This is a genomic window from Streptomyces sp. A1277, assembly GCF_004795015.1.
GTDB lineage: Bacteria > Actinomycetota > Actinomycetes > Streptomycetales > Streptomycetaceae > Streptomyces.
Map to the genome: position 1 here is coordinate 40,924 of NZ_SSBI01000018.1, position 18,089 is coordinate 59,012.

The following is an 18,089-nucleotide window of genomic DNA, read 5'->3' on the forward strand; positions in this document are numbered from 1 at the left end:
CTTGTGAAATACAAAGACTTCAAGGACGACATCTCGGGAGCTTCGTGGAACTCGCCCGCGAAGACCGAAGCGGTTTACTCGAGAGTGCAAACGCCACTCGGCGAGATCACACTGGTTCGCGGCCCGTCCAGCACTCGTACCCCAGTCGCCCTGGCCGACGGTTGGGAGGATTGGGTCGTCTCCCTGGCAGGGGTTGCCGAGGCAAGGGTCTGGGACCTGGGCGCACCCATCTATGTAGGTCGAAAGCGTCTGGTAGCCGGAGCAGCGGGAGAGTTCAACGGGGCAGGGTTCAACATCCGCACCCATTCACCGTTTCGTCGATCCGCCAGGATTGTTTCGTTTGACGGCCTCGGGATCACATTCACCGTTCGCGGCATAAAGGTCCACGTCCATGAAGGTGGCAACTGTATAGCGACAAGCACTGTGGGCGATTGGGACATCATCGCACCCTCAGTCGCAGGAGTTATCAGCATATGCCTATCCGTATGGGCCGGCATGGCCCACTTCCTGCAGACCCCCGTCTTCAGAATGCTCTGACGGAGGGCGACATTACTAATCCCGAACTTCATGATGGTCCGTCGGGTTTCTTGGGCAAACCGTTTCCGTCGTTCGGGCTGGCGGCGACCAGGCCGATGGCCCGGCTGTCGTGTCGGTGGGAGGCGAACAGCTCGACCTCGCCGCGAACGGCACCGGAGCTAATACTTCCGTTGGACCAGGGGTGGAAGTCTCCGGAGAGTCACGAGTGTCACCTCCTTGTCTGTAGGAGCTGGCATTGGGGCCGAAGTGGGTACGCAAAGCTCGTACAGCACTATGATCAGACGCCTCTTCACCTGGTGAATTCGGCGATCACATGAGGCGCATGGGCGCTTTGTCCCGCACGCCCCCGGAGGCAAAAATGTACGAGATGATCCTTGCGGCTCGAACCTCGCACTCCGTGAACTACGGAGAGCTCATCGGAGGAGTTCTCGTGGCCGTGATCGGCTCGCTCCTTGCGTTCAACGTTCGAGGCTGCGCCGAGGCAGTCGCCGACTTCTTGGGGGAAAGAATATTTTCGGCCTTCTACCGCAATGACATCATCCTGAGGATTCCGGCCGGATTCGCCACGATAATGGGTACCGCATTCGCTTTCATAAACATAAAAATCCTACTCTTTGGGTTCTAGGAGCGATAGCGAAGGGGGGAAATACCGAGTATGCCCGATGGGCACTCAACGGTGGCCATGCACGCATAAACAGCATCGTAACTGGCCCCCGACAAGGTGGGCTTCCGCTGCGGTGGAGATATAGCCGACTGTTCAAGTAAAACGTTGACGGGGTGACGTCGCGAAAACGTCACCCCGCTCAACCTTACAGCGTGAGGAATAGAATTGAACAAAGGGTTTTGTTCAACAAGAAACCATATAGCAGTCGACAGGGAGCGAAGCATCGGCGGGCCTCCACAGAAACTGTCAATCTGGCAAGTCATGGGCGCCTGCCGCGCCAGTCTCGCCTTCTGGTGCATAGCGGCAGCGATCTTGAGCTTGCTTCTGAACTGGAAGGCACCAATTCTTCTGGTCGGCATATTCTTTTCAATTTTTCTATTGGCTTCTACATCCAGGCGCGTAAAAGGACACACCGCTAGATGCAGCTTGCTCGGTGCACTCACCAGCACCCTACGCATCGCCAATCTAGTTACATAAGACTTCTGACTGCCCTTTAGTTCAGCTGATTTACACCTATCGGAATCCCGCAATTCCTGGCGGGAGGCAACTTCGACACTATGGCTCACGTTGGTCGGAGTTGGCGTAATGGCTATTGGATTCGCCACGGCCAGTCGATCTAACGTAAGGATCGTACAGAACTTTTTCCCTGCCTCTCAGAGTTCCACTGATTGCCGCCGCATTCCACGCGCTACCGCATGGCTGCTTGAAGTAAATTTTCCACGAGTCGTGACGGACCGCGCCGACGGAAATCGGAATTAATCGGGCCGAGTTCCATGTAGCGAATCGGACGGATCGTTGGTGTAAGCAGAGCGCTGCTGGACCCTGCCTACGCTCACTCCATGAACCAGCGTGGCCACGCGCCCCCCGCGCCCCCTCACATTCGGCTGGGGAACGCCTCGTCCTGCGTAGGCACCGTCAAGTGGCCCGTCGTCAGGGCGTCCAGGACGTCGTCCAGGCGGAGGTAGCGGCCCTGTTTGATGCTCGGGGTGATGTTGGCGATCCTGCCGGCCTCGCGGAGGTGGAAGATCGTCCAGGGCGTCCCGAAGGTGTCCAGCCGTTCGCCGTCGCGCAGGATGGCGCGGGTTCGGGGGCTCGCGGGGCGGGTTCCGTCGATCTGCTGGTTGACCGTCTCGACCGCGTCGACCCCGAAGACCAGGCCCTCGCCGCCCCGCTGGTACATGACCAGCATCTTGGGGCGCGCGAGCCCCACATGCGCGCCGCTGCCCAGTTGGCACACGTACGCCCCGTGCGCCTTCAGATCCGCCATGGTCCGGGCGTTCGCGGGCACGATCACCGCGTGCTCCTGGAGGGAGCGGAACCAGGCCAGGGCGGGCGCCTCGTGCCACACCAGTTTGCCGCGGTTGCGGTAGGCGGGGGCGGCGAGGAGGCCCCGTGCCGCCATCCGCTCGGCGCCGCGTGGGGGCCGCCCCACCAGGGACCCGAAGTCGGCCCGTGTGATGACCTCGGGCAGCCCCTCGAACCAGGCCGTCGAACCCTCGTTGCCGCTCATGTTCCCCCCGTATCTCGTTTCGGTTTAGCTCGTACGTGCATGCGTTCCCCCTGCGGTCCGAACAGGCTCAGGAACTCCACCGGGTCCGGGCCCGCCGCGCCCCACCAGTGCGGGGTGTGGGTGTCGAACTCGGCCGCCTCCCCCGCCGTGAGGATCAGGTCGTGGTCGCCCAGGACCAGGCGGAGCCGGCCGGAGAGCACGTACAGCCACTCGTAGCCCTCGTGCACCCGTTGCTCGACCGGGCCGGAAGGGGCCGTCGCGCCAGGCATGACCTGCTTGTACGCGTTCACGCCGCTGAGGTGGCGGGTGAGCGGGACGAAGGTCATGCCGTGACGCTTGAAGGGGCGGAAGGTGACCCGGGGGTCGCCCGTGTCCGGGGCGCCGACCAGCTCGTCCAGCTGGACCCCGTACGCCTTGGCCAGCGGGAGCAGCAGTTCGAGGGTGGGTTTGCGGCCCCCGGACTCCAGGCGGGAGAGCGTGCTGAGCGAGATCCCCGTCGTCTCGCTCAGCTGCGTCAGCGTCGTCCCGCGCTCGGTGCGCAGCGCCCGAAGGCGCGGGCCGACGCCCGTCAGGACCGACGCCAGCTCGTCGTCCTTCATGGGCCCGCCGCCATCGTTCCGTTCCTTCGCTGCCATGCCTCCATTTGCCGACCCGGCAAGCGGCCTTGTCAACCGGAGGAGACCCCGGAGGCCCGCTAGGAAGCCCCGGAGGCCGCCCCGGAGGTGCCCACGGACCCGTTCGCCGGGCCGATCATGGCCATGGAGAGCCGGGTCAGCTCACTGGTCAGCAGGTCCGGCGGCATCTGGCGCGGATGGCGGCCGTGGTGGGCGAGCAGTTCGTCCACGGACCGGGTCAGGACCTTCACGACCACCGCCAGGTCACCGTCCACCGCGTGCCCGCGCCCCCGGGCGCGCTCGGCCTCGTGGGCCAGGAACTCCGTCCACACCGAGCGCCACATCGTGAGGTGGTCGTCCATCGCCCGGCTCACGCCCAGCACCTCGACGAACGCCACCCGGGCCGCCTGCGGGTCCGGCGTGACGGCCCGGACGTAGGCGGCGAACAGCCTGCGGACCCGCTCCTCGGTCGGACAGGTGTCCATGCCCTCGGCGGACAGCTCCGCCTGCGACGCCTGCATCCCGGCCATCGCGACCTCGTCGTACAGGTCCACGAGCAGCGCCTCGCGCGACTCGAACTCGCGGTGGAAGTCCCGGACTTCCACCTGCGCCTCCGCGCACAGATGCTCGACCGACGTATGGGCGTAGCCGTACACCGCGAACAACGTCCGCCCGGCCGCCATGAGTTGCGCCCGGCACCGCGCGGGGTCCCGCACCGCCCGTACACCGTCCCAAAGTGCCACCACGGCATCCACCACGGGTCCTCCTCAGTCCGTTCCGGCCCCCGCGCCCACTCTGCTCGCTCCACCGCGTCCACGGCGGAACCGCCACACCGGCGAACGGCCGTACGCCTCACCGTTCTCCGGCATCCTTCTCAAGGACCGCCGCGACCCGCTCCCGCCAGGGCAGCCGGTCCGGCTCCTCGAAGTCCTCGCCCGGCCGCGACCGCGGCCACTTGGCCTCGTGCACCTCCCAGGCCGCCGCCCGCGCGCACGTCCGGCACACCGTTTCGTTCGCCCGGGGCCGGAACACATGCTCCGGCCCTCCGCCCTCGCACGGCACATACGGCCGCACCTCGGGTACGTACGCCGGTTCCTCCGGCAGCTTCTGTACGAGCCGATGGCGCACGAACCCCACCGCCGACCGCACCCCCTCCGCAGGCAGCTCGCTCACCAGCGCGAGGCGCAACTCCGCCGCCTTCACGCCGCGCCGCAGCCAGTCGGCCGCCGCCCCGGAGAGGCTGCGCGCCTCCCGGACGCCGAGGTGCAGTTGCGGGCTGGCGTGACGCAGGGACAGCAACACGCGCTCGGCCTCCACGACTTCGGGAGCCTGCGCCGCAGGCTCCGCCGGTTCGGCCGGTTCGGTCGGTTCGGCCGCAGGCGCTTCGGAGGGTGGGTGGGAGAAGTTCTTCTCACGTTCTTCAACCTCCGGTTGGTAACCACCGGCCGACCGAGGCCCCGGATCACCGACCGCCGGATAGTGATCACCCGGTGCCACCTGGGCGTTTGCGTCTCTCAGCCGCCGCGCCTCGTACTCGGTGAGCGGTACGTTCGAGAACAGCTGGTCCGTCACCCACAGCCCGCCCTCACCCTGCCGCCGCCACTCGTGGACGAACCCGCATTCCTTCAGCTGCTCCTTCGCCTTCTGGTACGCCCGCCCCTTGATCCCCAGCCTCTTCGCGTGGTCGCTCAACGCCAGGCCCGTACGCCTCTCGGGCAGGCCCTGCACGTACGTGATCAAGATCTTCGCGTCGCTGCTGAGTTTCGGATGGCGCACGATGTCGTGCGCCGCCTTCACATAGCCGTAGGAAGGCGAGATAGCATGCCAAAGCATTCTCGGTGGACCTCTAGCTCCATCGTGGGGTGAAGGCCCTCGGTCCGGGTGTTGGTAGCACCCCCGGGGGCCGCCCCATGCGCTGAAGCGCACGGAGCGTAATGACTCCGTCACCGTACAGCAGGAATCTCGTCCGCAACCACCTTCATCAGCAGCTCGAACAGCAGTTCCGTATCCACGAACGGATCTTGCGCGGTCGGCTGCGAACGCCAGTCCAGCGGGTACGTCAGTCCGTGCAGCGCGGGCACTCCGACGAAGTCCGATCCCTTGCGCACGAGCGCGTCGACTCCCGCCGGCCATCGATGCGTACCAGCCGTGCCGGGCGGGACGAGGAAGTACATGCTCCGCGCCCCGATCCGGGACCGGACGATCGGCCCGGCCTGGAAGTCCGTGAACTGCATGATCTCGTACGCCACTTGCTCGCCGAGCAGCCCGGAGATCCGGATGGCGTCGAAGTGGATTCCCGCGTGACGCAGGGCGTGTCCGCTCGCGGGAATCCACGAGGGCACCAGGTCCGGTGAATTTTTCGGTTCCATACGGAAAGCGTCGACGCCCGCACGTACGGTGACCAGGGACACAAGGCGTCTGTGCACTGTTGTGCACTTGGAGGTGGGGCTGTGCACTCCAGTAGTACCGGTGGCGGAACCGCTGAGATGTTCGGTGCGTTGTTGCGGCACTACCGCGAACTGGCCGGGCTTTCGCAGGAGGGCTTGGGTAGCAGGATCGGTTTCTCCAAGTCGCAGGTTGCGATGGTGGAGCGGGGGCAGAGGCCGCCGAAGGGGGATTTCGTCCCGGAGGCGGATGCGGCGGTCGGTGCCCATGGTGCGCTGATCGCTGCTGCGGTGAAGTTGTCATTCGGGCACTTGGCTTCCTGGTTCGAGCCATTCGCCGAGGAGGAAGCCAAGGCAGTGGCGCGCTACCAGTACGAGTCCAGCACCATGCCTGGCCTGCTACAGACCGAGGCGCACGCGCACGCCCTGCATCGGGGAGTGTGCCCACCGCTCGACGACGACGAGATCGAGAGACTGGTAGCCGGTCGCCTTTCGCGGCAGACCCTGCTGACACGCAAGCCACCACCGGACATCAGCTTCATCCTGGAAATCAGCGCGGTCACTCGCCCCATCGGAGGGCGAACCGTGCATCGAGCGCAGCTTCAACACCTGCTCGACGTGAGCGAGTTGCGGAACGTGCACATCCAGGTGATGTCACCTCATCGGGAGACACACGTCGGAATGGCTGGCCCCTTCGTCCTGCTGGAGACCCACGACCGTCGGCGGCTGGCGTACCTGGAGGTGCAGAGCCGGAACTTCGTTGTCAGCGAGCAACCCCAACTGGGAGACTTGTTTGCCACGTATGGCATGCTCCGGACCCAGGCTCACGGACTGGAAGAGTCGCGCGGGCTGATCAAGCAGATAGCAGAAGGACTATGAGCACTGATCTGAAGTGGTTCAAGAGCAGCTACAGCGCCCCGAACGGCGGCGACTGCGTCGAGGTCGCCGCCTGCCCCCACACCATCCACGTGCGCGACTCCAAGGACATCACCGTCCCCGCCCTCGCCCTCTCCCCCGACGCCTGGTCCGCGTTCGTCCGGCACACCGCCGCCTGAGGCGCAACGCGCAGATGGACGCCCCTGCCCCCATCGACCTGAGCACCTGGCCGCGCGCGCAGCACTTCGCGCACTACCGGGACCGCGTGCCGTGCACGTACTCGATGACGGTGGAGGTCGACGTCACCGAGTTCACGGCGGCGCTGCGCCGGTCGCCGCGCAAGTCGTACATCGCGCAGGTGTGGGCGCTCGCCACGGTGGTCAACCGGCACGAAGAGTTCAGGATGTGCCTCACAGCGTCGGGCGGCCCGGCGGTCTGGCCGGTCGTGCACCCGGCGTTCACGGTGTTCAACCCGGAACGCGAGACGTTCGCGTGCGTATGGGCACCGTACGACCCCGACTTCGGGGCGTTCCACGACACCGCCGCTCCGCTGCTCGCGGAGCACGGCCGGGCCACGGAGTTCTTCCCGCAGGGGCCGCCGCCACCCAACACGTTCGACGTGTCGAGCCTGCCGTGGGCCTCCTTCACCGGGTTCAACCTCAACATCGGCGGCGGCTGGGACCACCTCGCACCGATCTTCACCCTCGGCCGCTACACCGAACGCGAAGGCCGCACCCTGCTCCCCCTGGCCGTACAGATCCACCACGCCGCCGCCGACGGGTTCCACACGGCGCGCCTGGTCAACGAGCTGGAGGAGCTGATGGCGGAGCCTTCGGGGTGGCTGACCGCACGCCGAAAGGGCGAGGGCGCGTAAAAGGGCCGGGAACGTGGGGTACTGCGATCATCCCGATGGCGTCATGGCTTCGTAACTGCGGCTCCCGTTGGTCGCCGCATCCGGCAGAGTCATGATCCAGTACGTATGCGAGCCAGCCATGACCAAGCTTCGGCCGCATCACCACGACCCGTTGGGGGAACCCCGCCATGCTTCGCAGTCACCTTCGCAAGACCGTCCTCACCGCCACCGCTCTGCTGGCCACGACGCTGCTGCTCACGTCCTGCCAGGACGGAGACGCGGAAGGCTCCGGCGCGTCGGACGCGCCCTCGGTGTCCGAGTCGGCAGCCAAGGGCGGGGCTGACGGCGGCGGTGCGCAGGACGGCCAGGGTTCGGGCGGCAAGGTGAGCGGCAGCTGGGCCGGCGCCGTCTCCTACATGGCGCCGGGCAAGTACATGGTGACCCGCAAGGGAGAGGCGGGGCAGGCGTTCTTCACCTCGGAGGACACCGACATCGAGGGCGCGGGCAAGATCTGCGGCGACGCGGACGGCCAGGCCGCGACCCCTTGCAGCGAGGACGAGCTCGAAGCGGCGGCCAAGAAGGGCTTCGGCGCGACGGTCAAGCTCCAAGCCGGTGTGGCGGTCAGCATCATCGAGGACCACACCGACAGCGACAGCGGCAGCGGCAGCGGCAGCGGCAGTGACGACGACTCGGGCAAGAGCAAGGCGTCCGGTCTCTTCACCGGGACGCTCGGATACATGGCCCCGGGCAAGTACATCCTGACCAAGACGTTCGAGGGCCCGGACCGTTCGTTCTTCACCGCCACCACCACCAAGATCAACGGTGCCGGGATCATCTGCGGCAACCCGGACGGCCAGTCCACCAAGCAGTGCACCGAGGACGAGCTCGAAGCGGCGGCCAAGAAGGGCGACGTCATCGTCGTCGTCGATGTCAAGAACGGTGTCGCCGTCGCCATTGACGAGAACCACAACTGATTCCCGACTGCTTCCCGAGCACACCTCGCGCGTCGAGGCCGCGGGCCGGATGACGCCAGGGGCGAGGGCCCACGCCCGGCCGGGGCCGTCAGCCCCGCAGCTCGGCCACGTCCTCCTCGCTGAGGACGAGGTCGCCGGCCGCCATGTTCTCCTCCAGGTGGGCGAGGTCGCCCGTGCCGGGGATGGCGAGCATCACGGGCGACGAGGTGAGCAGCAGGGCGAGCTGCACCTGCGCGACCGTCGCGCCGAGCCGGGCCGCCACCTTCTCCAGGCGCCGCGTGTCGAGGGGTTCGCGGCCGCCGCCGAGCGGGAAGAACGGCACGTACGCGATGCCCGCGCTCTCGCACTCCGCGAGCAGCGCCAGGTCGTCGGCGTACGGGTTCTGTACGCACACCACGGGCGCGACGGCCCGCGCCTCGGCGAGCTGGTCGGCGTCGACGTTGCTGACGCCGAGGTGCCGGATCAGGCCCTCCTCCCGTAGCCCCGCCAGCACGGCGAACCGCTCGGCCACCGACTCGCCGCCCGGTGCGTTCATGCCGCCCACCCGGAGGTTGACGAGGTCGAGCCGGTCGACGCCCAGGGCGCGCAGGTCGGCCTCGACCAGGCCGCGCAGCTGGTCGGGCGTGGCCTGCTCGCTCGGCATGCCGTCCGGCCCGGGGAGCGGGCCGACCTTCGTCGCGATGACCAGGCCGTCGCGGTAGGGGGCCAGGGCCTCGCGGATCAGCTCGTTGGCGCGTACGTCGCCCCGGGCGTAGAAGGCGGCCGTGTCGATGTGGTTCACGCCCAGCTCGACCGCTCGCCGGAGCACCGCGATGCCGTTCTCCGGGGTGCGGGCGGGGCCGTCGAACGTGCTCATCGGGAGGCGCATCGCGCCGAAGCCGAGGCGGTTGACGGGGAGGTCCCCGCCGAGGTCGAAGGTGCTGGGGTTCGAAGAGGTCGTCGTCATGGGTCCATGGTGTCCGGCGATTTCCGCGCGGCCCAGCCCGTGGCAGTTTGCTGCCAGACTGACGGAATGCGGAACGAACAGATCTTCTCGGTCCACGGGGACGCGGAGCTCCTGGCGCGCGCCGGTCACTTCTTCGAGTCCGCCCGCACCGACTTCCTGTGCGTCGCCCGGGACCTGAGCACCTGGGCGCAGCCGGAGGCCAGGGCCGCGATCCAGAGCCGGATGCGCCCCGCGGCCTCCCCCGGCTTCACCACGCGCAAGCTGCTCAGCCCGGTCGCGCTCACCGAGGAGGAGTCCCGCGCGCACCTGCGTCAGGTGCGGAGCAACGGGGCGCAGGTGCGGATCACCGACTCCGCGGTGCCGCACGAGACGATCATCATCGACCGGCGCGTGATGATCCTGGCCGGCCGGGACTCGCCGGCCGGCCGCGAGTACTCCGTGACGACGTCCAAGAACATGATCGACGGCGTCCACTCGCTGTTCTCCGCGATGTGGGACCAGTCGACGGACCTGGACGCGTACTTGCGCGAAGACACCCCGCACCTGGACCCCGACGCCCGGACGATCCTCGAAGCACTGGGTTCCGGGCTAACCGACGCCTCGGCGGCCGGCCGACTCGGCCTCTCCCTGCGCACGTACCGGCGCCGCGTGGCCGATCTGATGATCACCCTGGAAGCCGGCTCCCGCTTCCAGGCGGGGCTGCGGGCCGGTGAGCTGGGGCTGCCGGGGCGGGCGGGGCGCTGAGGAAGTACGACCGTACCGATCCGCGTGAGGCGGCGGATGGTCATCTTGCGTTTCCGGATAGTGAAGCGCTCTTAGGACGAGGGTGGCCCAATATGGGTCCGCCGCGACGAGGTGCGAGAAGGTCAGCCGCGCAGCAGAAGGCGGAGGCGCCCTTGACGCCAGTCGCGCGGTGGGCTCCACGGCTCCACGTCCCAGGCGGAGACCGATGTTGCGCGGCAGGCGGTGGGGGTGGGCCGGGGCCCGTGGCTATGCCTTGCGACGGCATCCGGCGAGGAGGGTGGCGACCATGTGCTTGGCGTCGGCCTGGTCGTAGTCGGGGCCGGTGATGCAGAGGTTTCCGATGGCGCGCATGAGCGTGTAGGCGGTGATGCCGGGGCTGAGTTCGTCGGCGGCGGCGCAGGCGTCGAGCAATGTCGCGCAGGCCGGGACCAGGGTGTCGAGCATGAGGGCGTGGAGGTTCTCCAGCCCCGGGTCACCGGACCCCAGGGCGGCACCGAGGCCGTGCTTGGTCACCAGGAACTCCACGAACGCGTCCGCCCAGCGGGCCAGGGCGGTGAACGGGGAGGCGGATTCTTCCAGGAGGTGGGGCGCGAGTGCCGTGCACGTGTCGATCTGGTGCCGGTAGACGGCGGTGACGAGGTCCGCCCGGGTCGGGAAGTTTCGGTAGATCGTGCCGACGCCGACGCCGGCGCGTTCGGCGATGTCGCGGATGGGGGCCTGGACGCCCTGGTCCACGAAGACCGCCGCCGCGGCCGCCAGCACGCCGCTGCGGGTGCGCTGTGCCTGTGCTCGGCGTACTCCGACCGGTTCCGGCACGGGATCCTCCTTTGCTCGCGGAACAATGTTCCGCTAGATTGGCGGAACGGCGCTCCGCCAAAGTATGGCAGAGCAATCCCGTGGAGAAAGCGCAGGTCCCCCATGTCTTCCCGCCACCTCGACCAGCGGATCGTCTCGGTCAAGCCCATCACCGTTCCCGCGCCCGGCCGCAGCGTCGACCTGCTGGTGAGGGTCACCGCCCCGCTGTCGGGCCAGAACCTGCCCGTCATCGTGTTCTCCCACGGCAACGCATGGTCCATGGACGGATACGCGCCCCTCGTTGACCGGTGGGCCGCAGCGGGATTCGTCGTGGTACAGCCCACCCACCTGGACTCCCGCCGCAACGGCATCGGGTGGGACGACCCGCGCTTTCCCACCATCTGGCGCGTCCGGATCGCCGACCTCCACGCGGTCCTCGACGGCCTCGGCGACATCCTTCTCCAAGCCGGCGGCCTGGAGACCCGCGTCGACCGTGAGCGCATAGCGATCGTCGGCCACTCCTGGGGCGCCCAGACGGCCGGCGCGATCCTCGGCGCGCGCGTGCTGGACGCCGACGGCATTCCCGGGGAGGATTTCTCCCACCCCGCGGTCTCGGCCGGCGCGCTGATCGCCGCGACCGGAACCGGTGACACGCTCACCCCGTTCGCCGCCGAGCACCTTCCGTTCATGAGGCCGGACTACTCCACCATGGCGACCCCGGCCCTGGTCGTCGCGGGCGGCAAGGACCAGTCGCAGCTCTCCACCCGGGGGCCGGAGTGGTTCACCGACGCCTACCGCCTCAGCCCGTCCCCGAAGAGCCTGCTCGCCATCGCCGAGGGCGAGCACACCCTGGGCGGCATCGCCGGCGAGATGGCCGCCGAGACCACCGACGAGGACCCCGCCCGCGTCGCCCTCGTCGCCGACGCGATCTCCGCCTACCTCCTCGACGCCTTCAAGCTCGACGACGCCGGGTGGGCCGCCCTCAACGACGCCGCTGCGGCCGGGGACGGTATGTGGAGCATCTCCAGCAGGTGAACCCAGCCAGACCGCGCTGCCGGCCGAGTCGGGGGCGGGCGGAGCGGGCCCGTACCTCCTCCACCATCGGCACCCAGCAGCCGATCCCGACCTCGTCCTCACCCCGGTCGATCACCGTGAAGTCCAGGACCTCGCACCAGAAGGGGGGGCGAGGCGTTCCGGGTCGTGGCAGTCGACGGCGAGCCCGGTGAACCCGGTGAACCCGCCGGTCAGGCCGTCGCCCGCCGCACCGCGAACCCGCCGGTCAGGCCGTCGCCCGCCGCACCGCGAACCCGCCGGTCAGGCCGTCGCCCGCCGCACCGCGAACCCGCCGGTCAGGCCGTCGCCCGCCGCACCGTGAACCCGGTGGTCAGGTCGTCGCCCGCCGGACCGTGAACTCGTTGCCGTCCGGGTCGAGCATCACGACCCCGTCCGGTCCGCGCCGGGCGCCCAGTTCGGTCAGGCGGGCGATCTCCGCGGTCTCGTCCGCGTCCGGCGGGAGCGTCAGCTCGAAGTACAGGCGGTTCGTGTCCGTCTTCGGGGGCACGGGCGGGCCGCCCCAGGTGAGCTTCGTGCCGCCCTGCGGGGACTGGATGGCGGTCTCCTCGTCCTGGTCCCAGACCAGCGGCCAGCCCAGCGCCTCGCTCCAGAAGTAGCCGACCGCCTGGGTGCCGTCGCAGGCGACCGCGCCGATGAATCCGGTGTCGGCGAGGAACTTGTTGCCGGCCTCGATCACGCAGAACTCGTTGCCGTCCGGGTCGGCGAGGACGATATGGCCGTCCTCCGGGGTCTGGCCGACGTCGATGTGCCGGGCGCCCAGTGCCAGCGCGCGTGCCACGGTCTCCCGCTGGGCCTCCGGGGTGGCGCTGGTCAGGTCGAAGTGGGCCTGGTTCTGCCGGGCCTTGGGCTCCTGGCTCGCGGTGAAGCGGAGGCCGTAGCCCTTGCCGTCCGGGGGAGGACCGTGACCTCGTCCGCCGTCGCGGAGTCCGCCTGCTCCCAGTTCAGAAGGGTGGACCAGAACCGGGCGAGGTCCGCCGGGTGGGTCGCGTGGAAGCCGATCGCTGACAGGTGGGGCGTCATGTTCCGTACGTCTCCGAATCGTTGGCGGGGCGCCCGCGCAGCCTAGGGACGGGGGGCGGGGCGCGCATCCCGATTTCGGGGCCGGGTAGGTCGTCAGTCCAGCGACACCCGTGCCGTCACCGGCAGGTGGTCGCTGCCCGTGGCCGGGAGGGTGCGGATGCGGCCGACCTCCGCCCCGCGGGCCATCACCTGGTCGATGCGGGCCAGCGGGAAGGACGCGGGGAAGCTGAACGCGAACCCGCGCTTCGACACGTTGAGCCGGGAGGTCAGGGGGGTCAGGCCGCGGTCGTCCACCGTGGCGTTGAGGTCGCCCAGCACGATCACCGCGTCCGTCTCCTCGGCGGCCAGGGCGTTGCCCAGCAGGCGGGCGCTCTCGTCCCGCCGGGCGGAGGCGAGACCTCCGGGGCCGATCCGGATGGACGGCAGGTGGGCGACGTACGCGGCGACCTCGCCGTGCGGGGTGTGGGCGAGCGTGCGCAGGCCCCGGCTCCAGCCCTCCGTGAGGTCCGCCGGCTTGATGTCCACCGTCCGGGTGCCGGAGAGCGGGTGTCTGGACCAGATGCCGACCGTGCCCCGGACCTCGTGGAACGGATACGTCGCGGCGAGGGCCCTCTCGTACGTCGGCAGCGCGTCCGGGACCAGTTCCTCCAGTGCGATGAGGTCGGCGCCCGCGGCGTCCAGCGCTCGGGCCGTGCCCGCCGGGTCGGCGTTCACATCGCTGACGTTGTGCTGGACGACGACCAGGTCGCGCGGGCCCGGGTCCGCCGCCGGGAGGAGCAGTCCGCCGAACGCGTACGCCCAGGCCGTCACCGGCAGGAGCACCGCCGGCAGGGCGAGCAGCGAGTGGCGGAGTACGGCCAGGGTGAGCAGGGGGACGGCTGCCAGGCCGAGCCAGGGCAGGAACGCCTCAAGGAGGCTGCCCAGGTGGCCGGGGGTGTTGGGGACCGCGCGGTGGGCGACGAGCAGGAGCGCCGTCAGGGCCGCGAGCGTGGCCGGGACCTCCCCCCGCCGCCACCGGCCCGGACGGTCCCACGCCCGCCACCGCACGGCGGCCCTCGCCGCCGCAGCCGCACCACTGACCGCCCGCTTCACCATGTGTCCCGTCCGCCCCTGTCGTTGCCCCCGAGGACGGGGCTACGGATGCGAGCGGTTCCCCCCGGCCCTGCGCAGCCTGGAGCGGACCGCGCGCTGGGCGACCGGGCCCAGGCCCTCCAGCGCGGCGGCGAGCGCGGCGAGCTGGTCCAGCGCGGCCAGCGCCTGCCCGGCGCCCTCCGGGTCGACGCCCTCGTACAGTTCCAGGCCGACGAAGGCCGCGGAGGCCGCCTTCGCCAGACCCCTCACGTCCACGAACTCGGCGAGCGGCGTGCCCGCCAGGACCCGGCCGAGCACCCGCTCGATCTCCTCGGTCCACAGCGTGAGGCCCGCGGCCGTGGCGGTCGCGAGGCGCGGCTGCGTCTGGCCGCCCGCGAGCAGCTGCCCCAGCACGGCGACCTGGCCGCCCGCGCGTTCGGAGGCGTTCAGCTCGCGGGCCACGGCCAGGAGTTCGCCCAGGGAGCGCACCCGGTCCAGGCGTTCGCGGTAGGTCGCGAGGCGCTGCTCCGCCCCGTAGCGGCAGGCCGCGGCGAGCAGTTCGTCAACCGTGCCGAAGTGGTAGAAGACCAGCGCCTGGTTGACCCCGGCGGTGGCGGCGATGCTCCGCGCCGAGGTCTTGGCGATGCCCTGCTCGGTGAGCGTGGCGAGGGCCCCGGCGAGCAGCTTCGTGCGCGTGTCCTCGCCGGAGGGCGTCCGGCCGGTTGCGGCCCGTTTCCCCCCGCCCGCGTCCGCGCGCTTCTCCCCGCTCGTGTCCGCCCGTTTCTCCCCGCTCGTGTCCGCGCGCTTCTCCTCGCTCGTGTCCGCGCGCTTCTCCCCGCTCATGCCCGCGCCTCCTCGCGTACCGGGCGCAGGTCCCGGCGTACGCCCTGCCCGCGCACGTCCGCGTACTCCGCGGTGAACGAGCCCTCGTAGCCGAACAGCGGGCCGAAGCGGCGGTTGGTGACCGAGACCTGGATGCGGAAGCGGCCCGCCGCCTCGTCGAACGATTCCCTGACCACCGCGTCGCCCCCGATCAGATCCGGCACCCGGGCGTCCACCGGGCCCTCCCGGAAGCGGTGCTCGCCGGAGCGGATGACCAGGGCGCCGGCCTCGTCCACCGCGAGGTGGAGGTCGGTGGCCAGGTGCTGATGCGTGCCCAGGTAGTCCACCACACAGCCGCGTTCCGCGCTGTAGACCATCGTCGCGTCGAACCGCCGGGGCCCGTCCGGGAAGGCGAACGTCCTCACGAAGGTGACCGTCTCGCGGCCGAAGGAGTCCGTGAAGGGGACGTTCTCGATGGTGAACGGGACGTCGCGCCCCGCGCGCGGGACGAGGATGTGGCGTATCCCGCCGAGCGCCAGGAACGGCCGCACCCAGGGGCCGCCGTGCCAGACCCGGTCCATCACCCCGCGCCCCGTGCAGGACTCGCCGCTGTCGAGGCCGACGGAGAAGCGGCGCCGGACGCGCGGGTGGAGGCGGTCGAAGTCGGCCCCCAGGGCCTGCTGGAAGATCGAGGTCACGGACGCTCCAGGTGGTCGAGAAGGGCGGGCGGCGCGGTGGTGGTGCGCGCGGGCGGGCGGCGCAGGCAGCGGGCGGCCGACGGGGTGGAGGGCAGCGGCGGCAGGAGGACGGCGGCAAGCAGGACCGGTACGGCGGCGAGCGGGGCAGCCCAGGCCGCCAGGGCCACCGCCGCCAGCCGGACCGCCACCTCCGCGAGGCCGTGCCGCAGCGCGCGTTCGGGGGTGATCCCGCGCTCGCACCACAGCCGCAGCCGGTCGAACGACCAGGCGGTGGCCCAGCCCATCAGCGGGCGGAAGAGCAGGCGGTCGGCGAGCCGGCCGGGACGGCCCCAGCGGGGCTCGTAGTCGTAGCCGGTGAGGAAGCGGATGCCGCCGCCCTCGCCCGCCCGGCCGCCGCCGCCCTTCCAGCTGCCCGCGCCCTTCCAGCTGCCCGCGCCCTCCCGGCCGCCCTCGCCCGCCCGGCCGCCCTCGCAGGGCACGTAGCGCCAGTAGCCCCGACCCTCGGTGAGGAACGACAGCGGGTGGGCGCAGGCGAAGCGGAGGGCGGAGGTCCGGGTGCCGTCGGGGCGGTGCCGCTCACCGGCGGAGATGCCGGTCCCGGCGACGAGGAGCCCCGGCAGGACGCGCACCCCGTAGGTGAACCGCTGCGGCTCCCCCTCCGCGCGGGGCAGGTACGCGATGCGCGTGAACCGCAGGTCCCAGCGCTGGTGCTGCGCCGGGTCCTGGGTGCGTTCCCAGACGCACTCCAGACCGGCCCGTATCCGCGCCTCGATGTACAGGCCATGGCCCACGTTCCGCACCCCCTCCAGCGGTTTGAGCGGTCGCTCAAATCGCTGTTCCGCAGACAGTAGGGCAGTTTGAGCGACCGCTCAAGTCGATGGGCGTGCGGACGCGGGGGGCACGTACGACTACGCGCCCCCCCGGCGGGGAAGGCTCAGCGGTCCGGGAAGCGTTCCCCGCACGCGCTGCAGTACACCGGCGCGGACTCCTGGGACATCCGCCCGCACTCGGGGCAGACCCGGTCCAGCGCGCAGGGCGCCTCGCCGCCCTCCCGTACGGACACCGCCGGCTTGATCGCCAGCCCCGGGCGGCGGCGGTGCACCGTCAGATAGGCGAGGCCGTCCGGGCCCGCCGTCAGGGAGCGCCGCGAGGTGCGGGGCAGCCAGGTGGCCGTGGTCGGGGTCAGCGTGAGGGGCGTACCGCCGTCGCCGGGGACGAGGCGGCCGCCGCCGGCGAGGACCACCAGGAGGACGTCGAGCACGTCCTCCTGGTGCTCCCCCACCTCCGCGCCCGGGGGCAGCCGCACCAGATTCGCGTCCAGCTCCCTCCCCTGCCGGTCCAGTTGCCACAGCGCCCCACGGGCGTCGGGGGCTGCGGCGGCGAGCAGATCGTCCAGTACGGCCAGAACCTCGGGAGTCGCGTTCACGCCGCCCAGGCTACGACCGCGTGGGCTTAAGCTGTACGCCGCTGAACGAGGGAGCCACCTCATGGGGCGCCCGCCCGACGAGAAGTACCCGCCGACCGAGCCGTACGAGCACGGCATGCTCGACGTCGGCGACGGCGACCTCGTGTACTGGGAGGTGTGCGGCAACCCGGCGGGCAAGCCCGCGGCCGTCGTCCACGGCGGTCCGGGGTCGGGGTGCACCGAGCGGCCCCGGCAGTACTTCGACCCGGAGCGCTACCGCGTCGTCCTCTTCGACCAGCGGGGCTGCGGCCGCTCGACGCCGCACGCGAGCGATCCGGCCGTGGACCTGCGGCACAACACCACCGACCACCTGGTCGCCGACATGGAACGGCTCCGCGTCCACCTCGGCATCGACCGGTGGCTGCTGTACGGGGGCTCCTGGGGCTCGACGCTGATCCTCGCGTACGCCGAACGCCACCCGGAGCGGGTCACCGAGATCGTGATCCCGGCCGTCACGACGACCCGGCGCTCCGAGATCGACTGGCTGTACCGGGGCGCGGGCCGCTTCTTCCCCGAGGCGTGGGACCTCTTCCGGGCGGGCGTCCCGGAGGCGGCGAGCGACGCGACCCCGGACGTGCTCGCCGCGTACGCCCGGCGCACCGTGGACCCCGACCCGGCGGTACGGGCGCGGGCGACGGCCGACTGGTGCGCCTGGGAGGACGCGGTGCTCTCACAGGAGGCGTACACGGGGCCGCCCCCGTACAGCGGCCGGCCGGGCCGGGCCCGGGAGGCGCTGGTGCGGATCTGCGCGCACTACTTCTCGCACGGCGCGTGGCTGGAGGAGGGGCAGCTGATCCGGGACGCGGGGCGGCTCGCCGGGATTCCGGGGGTGCTGGTGCACGGGCGGGGCGACATGGGCGGGCCGCTGGTCACCGCGTGGGAGCTGGCGAAGGCGTGGCCGGACGCGGAGCTGACGGTGATCGAGGACGCCGGCCACCTCGGCGGGGCGGCGACCAGGCGGGCGGTGCTGGCGGCGCTGGACCGGTTCGCCCAGGTGTGAAGAGGTGGCGGCTTGCTTCGAGCGCGCTCGAAGGAGTTGGCT

Annotated in this window: 20 protein-coding genes and 2 pseudogenes; 8 read left to right on the forward strand and 14 right to left on the reverse strand. The window is 70.3% G+C overall.

Going from position 1 to position 18,089, the window contains the following annotated elements; all coding sequences use genetic code 11:
- Positions 1-895 precede the first annotated feature (895 nt).
- On the forward strand, positions 896-1,162 hold the full coding sequence (locus E6R18_RS14540) for a hypothetical protein (protein WP_136317306.1): 267 nt from the start codon (positions 896-898) through the stop codon (positions 1,160-1,162).
- A gap of 913 nt (positions 1,163-2,075) precedes the next feature.
- Here the strand turns inward: E6R18_RS14540 and E6R18_RS14545 are convergent.
- The 5 genes from E6R18_RS14545 to E6R18_RS14565 form a co-directional block, all read right to left on the reverse strand.
- Positions 2,076-2,711: a hypothetical protein gene (locus E6R18_RS14545; protein ID WP_136317307.1), complete on the reverse strand. Its 636-nt coding sequence runs from the start codon at positions 2,709-2,711 to the stop codon at positions 2,076-2,078.
- Entirely contained in the window at positions 2,708-3,310 is a 603-nt protein-coding gene (locus E6R18_RS14550) for a helix-turn-helix transcriptional regulator (RefSeq protein WP_136317380.1), read from the reverse strand. The genes E6R18_RS14545 and E6R18_RS14550 overlap by 4 nt, the downstream gene beginning before the upstream one ends.
- A gap of 95 nt (positions 3,311-3,405) precedes the next feature.
- Positions 3,406-4,083 (reverse strand): TetR/AcrR family transcriptional regulator, encoded by a 678-nt coding sequence (locus E6R18_RS14555; protein ID WP_136317308.1) that lies wholly within the window; start codon positions 4,081-4,083, stop codon positions 3,406-3,408.
- Between the two features lie 94 nt (positions 4,084-4,177).
- Positions 4,178-5,158 (reverse strand): hypothetical protein, encoded by a 981-nt coding sequence (locus E6R18_RS14560; protein ID WP_136317309.1) that lies wholly within the window; start codon positions 5,156-5,158, stop codon positions 4,178-4,180.
- Between the two features lie 110 nt (positions 5,159-5,268).
- Entirely contained in the window at positions 5,269-5,694 is a 426-nt protein-coding gene (locus E6R18_RS14565; protein ID WP_240799729.1) for a hypothetical protein, read from the reverse strand.
- A 117-nt stretch (positions 5,695-5,811) separates the two neighbouring features.
- Between E6R18_RS14565 and E6R18_RS14570 the strand changes: the two genes are divergently transcribed.
- From E6R18_RS14570 to E6R18_RS14585, 4 genes are all read left to right on the forward strand, one after another.
- Positions 5,812-6,588 carry a helix-turn-helix transcriptional regulator gene (locus E6R18_RS14570; RefSeq protein WP_168712350.1) on the forward strand — a complete coding sequence of 259 codons (777 nt, stop codon included), beginning with the start codon at positions 5,812-5,814 and terminating at the stop codon, positions 6,586-6,588.
- Positions 6,585-6,764, forward strand: coding sequence for a DUF397 domain-containing protein (locus tag E6R18_RS14575; RefSeq protein WP_136317310.1), 180 nt, complete (start codon positions 6,585-6,587; stop codon positions 6,762-6,764). Before E6R18_RS14570 ends, E6R18_RS14575 begins: the two co-directional genes overlap by 4 nt.
- A gap of 14 nt (positions 6,765-6,778) precedes the next feature.
- Positions 6,779-7,459 (forward strand): type A chloramphenicol O-acetyltransferase, encoded by a 681-nt coding sequence (catA, locus tag E6R18_RS14580; RefSeq protein ID WP_136317311.1) that lies wholly within the window; start codon positions 6,779-6,781, stop codon positions 7,457-7,459.
- 167 nt (positions 7,460-7,626) lie between these two features.
- Positions 7,627-8,412 (forward strand): hypothetical protein, encoded by a 786-nt coding sequence (locus E6R18_RS14585; RefSeq protein WP_136317312.1) that lies wholly within the window; start codon positions 7,627-7,629, stop codon positions 8,410-8,412.
- A gap of 88 nt (positions 8,413-8,500) precedes the next feature.
- Here the strand turns inward: E6R18_RS14585 and E6R18_RS14590 are convergent, their stop codons facing one another.
- Entirely contained in the window at positions 8,501-9,358 is an 858-nt protein-coding gene (locus tag E6R18_RS14590) for an oxidoreductase (protein WP_136317313.1), read from the reverse strand.
- 66 nt (positions 9,359-9,424) lie between these two features.
- On the opposite strand from E6R18_RS14590, the gene E6R18_RS14595 reads away from it, so the two are divergent.
- On the forward strand, positions 9,425-10,102 hold the full coding sequence (locus E6R18_RS14595) for a DNA-binding response regulator (RefSeq protein ID WP_136317314.1): 678 nt from the start codon (positions 9,425-9,427) through the stop codon (positions 10,100-10,102).
- Positions 10,103-10,348: 246 nt separating this feature from the next.
- On the opposite strand, the gene E6R18_RS14600 is transcribed toward E6R18_RS14595, so the two are convergent.
- Complete coding sequence (locus E6R18_RS14600) at positions 10,349-10,918, reverse strand: TetR/AcrR family transcriptional regulator (protein WP_136317315.1); 570 nt, start codon at positions 10,916-10,918, stop codon at positions 10,349-10,351.
- A gap of 102 nt (positions 10,919-11,020) precedes the next feature.
- Here E6R18_RS14600 and E6R18_RS14605 point away from each other — a divergent pair, with 102 nt between their 5' ends.
- Positions 11,021-11,932 carry an alpha/beta fold hydrolase gene (locus E6R18_RS14605; RefSeq protein WP_136317316.1) on the forward strand — a complete coding sequence of 304 codons (912 nt, stop codon included), beginning with the start codon at positions 11,021-11,023 and terminating at the stop codon, positions 11,930-11,932.
- A 43-nt stretch (positions 11,933-11,975) separates the two neighbouring features.
- Here E6R18_RS14605 and E6R18_RS35370 read toward each other — a convergent pair.
- From E6R18_RS35370 to E6R18_RS14635, 7 genes and pseudogenes are all read right to left on the reverse strand, one after another.
- A pseudogene (locus E6R18_RS35370) lies at positions 11,976-12,145 on the reverse strand (VOC family protein); the annotation flags it as partial.
- Between the two features lie 136 nt (positions 12,146-12,281).
- Positions 12,282-12,991 (reverse strand): annotated as a pseudogene (locus E6R18_RS14610) (VOC family protein).
- 93 nt (positions 12,992-13,084) lie between these two features.
- A complete protein-coding gene (locus E6R18_RS14615; RefSeq protein ID WP_136317317.1) occupies positions 13,085-14,086 on the reverse strand; it encodes an endonuclease/exonuclease/phosphatase family protein in 1,002 nt (333 codons plus the stop codon).
- A 39-nt stretch (positions 14,087-14,125) separates the two neighbouring features.
- Positions 14,126-14,905 (reverse strand): TetR/AcrR family transcriptional regulator, encoded by a 780-nt coding sequence (locus E6R18_RS14620; RefSeq protein WP_240799730.1) that lies wholly within the window; start codon positions 14,903-14,905, stop codon positions 14,126-14,128.
- On the reverse strand, positions 14,902-15,582 hold the full coding sequence (locus tag E6R18_RS14625) for a DUF4166 domain-containing protein (RefSeq protein ID WP_136317318.1): 681 nt from the start codon (positions 15,580-15,582) through the stop codon (positions 14,902-14,904). The genes E6R18_RS14620 and E6R18_RS14625 overlap by 4 nt, the downstream gene beginning before the upstream one ends.
- Entirely contained in the window at positions 15,579-16,373 is a 795-nt protein-coding gene (locus E6R18_RS14630; RefSeq protein ID WP_136317319.1) for a hypothetical protein, read from the reverse strand. The genes E6R18_RS14625 and E6R18_RS14630 overlap by 4 nt, the downstream gene beginning before the upstream one ends.
- A gap of 143 nt (positions 16,374-16,516) precedes the next feature.
- Positions 16,517-17,008, reverse strand: a complete 492-nt coding sequence (locus E6R18_RS14635) for a hypothetical protein (protein WP_136317320.1) — start codon at positions 17,006-17,008, stop codon at positions 16,517-16,519.
- 61 nt (positions 17,009-17,069) lie between these two features.
- Here E6R18_RS14635 and pip point away from each other — a divergent pair, with 61 nt between their 5' ends.
- Complete coding sequence (gene pip, locus E6R18_RS14640) at positions 17,070-18,047, forward strand: prolyl aminopeptidase (protein WP_136317321.1); 978 nt, start codon at positions 17,070-17,072, stop codon at positions 18,045-18,047.
- Positions 18,048-18,089: the final 42 nt, after the last annotated feature.